The organism is Microcystis sp. M53598_WE2 (genome assembly GCF_030067735.1).
Lineage (GTDB): Bacteria > Cyanobacteriota > Cyanobacteriia > Cyanobacteriales > Microcystaceae > Microcystis > Microcystis aeruginosa.
In genome coordinates this window covers 1-3,477 of record NZ_JASJFE010000301.1, presented here as the reverse complement: position 1 = coordinate 3,477, position 3,477 = coordinate 1, and the positions used below count along the sequence as shown (strand labels likewise).

General features: G+C 43.4%; 4 protein-coding genes and 1 pseudogene. 2 read left to right on the top strand and 3 right to left on the bottom strand.

The window, feature by feature from the left end:
• Both PX636_RS06580 and PX636_RS06575 read right to left on the bottom strand, forming a co-directional pair.
• The coding region (locus tag PX636_RS06580; RefSeq protein ID WP_288116551.1) for an Rpn family recombination-promoting nuclease/putative transposase at positions 1–439 on the bottom strand (439 nt) is incomplete at its 3' end.
• A 162-nt stretch (positions 440–601) separates the two neighbouring features.
• Positions 602–1,201: pseudogene (locus PX636_RS06575) on the bottom strand (Rpn family recombination-promoting nuclease/putative transposase); the annotation flags it as partial.
• Positions 1,202–1,243: 42 nt separating this feature from the next.
• Between PX636_RS06575 and PX636_RS06570 the strand changes: the two are divergent.
• Together PX636_RS06570 and PX636_RS06565 are read left to right on the top strand one after the other, a co-directional pair.
• On the top strand, positions 1,244–1,441 hold the full coding sequence (locus tag PX636_RS06570) for a hypothetical protein (RefSeq protein ID WP_002739031.1): 198 nt from the start codon (positions 1,244–1,246) through the stop codon (positions 1,439–1,441).
• A gap of 17 nt (positions 1,442–1,458) precedes the next feature.
• On the top strand, positions 1,459–1,824 hold the full coding sequence (locus PX636_RS06565; RefSeq protein ID WP_230401049.1) for a type II toxin-antitoxin system death-on-curing family toxin: 366 nt from the start codon (positions 1,459–1,461) through the stop codon (positions 1,822–1,824).
• A 301-nt stretch (positions 1,825–2,125) separates the two neighbouring features.
• Here PX636_RS06565 and gatA read toward each other — a convergent pair.
• On the bottom strand, positions 2,126–3,477 hold a 1,352-nt coding region (gene gatA, locus PX636_RS06560), incomplete at its 5' end, for an Asp-tRNA(Asn)/Glu-tRNA(Gln) amidotransferase subunit GatA (RefSeq protein WP_288116550.1).

Genomic DNA, 3,477 nt, shown 5'->3' with positions numbered 1-3,477 from the left:
TTGGTGCTACAATTAACTGTAACATTGATATTCCCAGGGATTCCCCTTCCCTTAATTCCTCGAGATAAAAACGTAAAATTCTGCCTGAGTTGATTAACTCCCCATAACGAGCCGTCTCTACGCTTTCCACTGAACGCCGAGGATAAATAATTACTCCCTGCCAGTTGTTGCTTAAGTCCGTTTGGTGGAGATAGAGGAAGATTTCACTGAAGAAACGGGAATAAAACCTATTATCTTTCTGAAATTGTACTTCTAGGAAATAAATAGGCTGATTGGGTGTATCAGGCAAAAAGACTCCATCGAGACGAAAGGACAATTGTTTAACTTCCACCGAGGAGAATTGATAAGAATTGGCGGTTTCGGGGGGAAGGTTCAACAAATCAAAGAAACAAGCGGGAAATCTTTGTAAGAGTTGATAGAAAATACTGTCAGTTTTCACACAATTAAACTCAAAAAGAGACCTCTATTTTAGATGACGAAGTAAAAGCTTTTTCGGTAACTTGTCCCCAATTAAGAGAAAGCTGGCGGGATTTTCAGTGTTGCCGATTTTTACTTGATGGCTACCGGCAATTGTATCAATTTGTCAAAGTTTGAACTTTTCCTATTCCCCTTGAGTTGCTTGTCTAACCTGTTCGATTTCTAATTCTAAAGCCTGTGCTATCTGTTCAAAGTTTAATCCTAAGGCCAATAAACGAGGAATAGAGGCTAATTTTGCCGCTAATTCACCTTCTTGTCGGCCTTCCTCTCTACCTTCCTCTCTACCTTCCTCTCTACCTTCCTCTCTACCTTCCTCTAAAGCTTCCTGATACACTTTAGTTTGTTTTAAATCGCTTAAACTAAACATCGCTTCTATCTCCTTTCTACTGACTTGGGGTAACTTATAAACCAAGATTGTCTCTATCAATTCTAAAAGTTCTTGCTGTTGTTTGAGATTAGGTAATTCTTGTCTAATCCGTGGAATTAATTGTTTTCCTTGCTCGATCGCTCTGGCGGTTGGTGCTACAATTAACTGTAACATTGATATTCCCAGGGATTCCCCTTCCCTTAATTCCTCGAGATAAAAACGTAAAATCCTGCTGGAGTTGATTAACTCCCCATAACAAGCAGTCTCTACGCTTTCCACTGAACGCCGAGGATAAATAACTACTCCCTGCCAGTTGTTGCTTAAGTCCGTTTGGTGGAGATAGAGGAAGATCTCACTGAGGTTATAATGTTAAATATTTAGACTATTGAGAGGTTTTTAATGGCTTCCATTACTGTTAATATCTCAGATGAGCAGTTTCGACGATTACAACAGTTAGCTCAGAACAGCCAAGTTTCCCCTGAAGACTTACTCAGTGCCAGCATAGAAGATTGGTTGGTTGGTCCTAAAAACGAATTTACTCAAGCATCAAGCTATGTACTCAAGAAAAACGCTGAACTTTATCGTCGTTTAGCATGATACGCTATCTAACATTAGTGGAAGTCCTCGATTTACATCATCAAATTATTCAACAGTCCCAAGGAGCTATGGGTATTCGTGACCTAGGTTCTTTAGAGTCTGCTATTGCTCAACCACGCATGACATTTGGCGGGCAGGATCTTTATCCGACAATTGTTGATAAAGCTTCAGCTTTGGGATTTTCAATTGTGATGAATCACCCATTTCTTGATGGCAACAAGCGCACTGGTCATGGGGCAATGGAAACATTTCTGGTGTTGAATGGACTGGAGATTAATGCTTTTGTAGATGAGCAAGAACGAGTCATTTTAGCTTTAGCCTCTGGTGAATTAGAACGTGTTGCCTTTACCAATTGGTTACGGCAAAACGTTGGAGCAAGCTAACACCGTGTTGGATTCGACCTTACCAAAGTGATTTATAAAAGCCAAAGTTTGGCGGCTGCCGCTCAACTTAGAATGGGATGATGAGGTAAACGCTTTTTTGGCAAATTGTCCCCAATTAAGAGAAGACTTGAGACATTTTCAGTGTTGCTGATTTTTACTTGATGGCTAAGTACCTAAGCAAAATTAATTACACATATCTAAACACCTCTTGCCTCTTGCAAGAGTGCCTCTTGCCTATCTTCACTAGGAAATTAATTTTGCACGACTACTTACCAGCAAAAGATAGCCACCAGCAATTGTATCAATTTGTAAAAGATGGTTGACGTTTGTGCCAATCGGTGGCCTGTTCGTAGGCGTGGGCGACGTGAAATAATTGATCTTCGCGCAGCACATTACCCACTAATTGTAAACCAATCGGCAAACCTTGCCCATCAAAACCGCAGGGAAGACTTAACCCGGGTAAACCGGCTAAATTGACGGGAATAGTCATTAAATCCGATAAATACATACTCAGAGGGTCCGCCGTTTTTTCCCCGGCTTTAAAAGCTGTGGTCGGTGAAGTGGGAGAAACTAACACATCTACCGATTGAAAAGCTCGATCGAAATCCTCTTTGATCAAAGTCCTCACCTTTTGTGCTTTGAGGTAATAAGCATCATAATAACCCGCCGAGAGGGTGTAGGTTCCCAACATAATCCGGCGCTTGACTTCCGCACCAAAACCCTGAGCGCGAGTCTTAGTGTACATATCAATCAAACTATCGGCATCTTCCCGAATACCGTATTTAACCCCATCGTAACGGGCTAAATTCGCCGATGCTTCCGAGGGGGCGATAATGTAGTAGGTGGGCAATCCGTAACGGAAACGGGGACAGGAAATCTCTTTAATCGTAGCACCAAGGGCCTTTAACTGCGCTAAAGCTTGATTAACTGCCTCGGCAACGACCTGATCCAAACCTTCCCCGAAAGTTTCCTTAATTACGCCAATTTTTAGCCCTTTTAAACTGGTTTTCAGGAATTGGCTATAGTCGGGAATCGGCAGATTGAGACTGGTAGAATCTTGGGGATCGTAACCTGCGATCGCTTGTAATAAAATCGCCGCATCTTCTACGGTACGACCAAAGGGACCGATCTGATCGAGAGAAGAAGCGTAAGCCACCAAACCAAAGCGAGAAACCAAGCCATAGGTCGGTTTTAGCCCGACAACGCCACAAAATGAAGCCGGTTGACGAATTGATCCCCCCGTATCCGATCCTAGGGCGACCACACATTCTTGAGCGGCCACAGCCGCAGCCGACCCCCCCGAAGAGCCTCCCGGCACCCGGGATAAGTCCCAGGGATTAGCAGTAACGTGATAACCGGAGTTTTCTGTGGAACTACCCATAGCAAACTCGTCTAAATTGGTTTTACCGACGATAACTGCTCCTAAATCCCGTAATTTTTGGGTAACGGTGGACTCGTAGGGGGGGACAAAATTCTCTAAAATCCGGGAAGCGCAGGTGGTGGGGATACCCTTGGTGCAGAGATTATCTTTTAATGCGATGGGAATACCTGCTAACAGATGCAGCGATTCACCCCTGGCGATTTTCTCGTCCACTTTTTGGGCTTGTGCGAGGGCTAAATCCGGGGTTAAATGGAGAAAGCTTTTTACTTGTG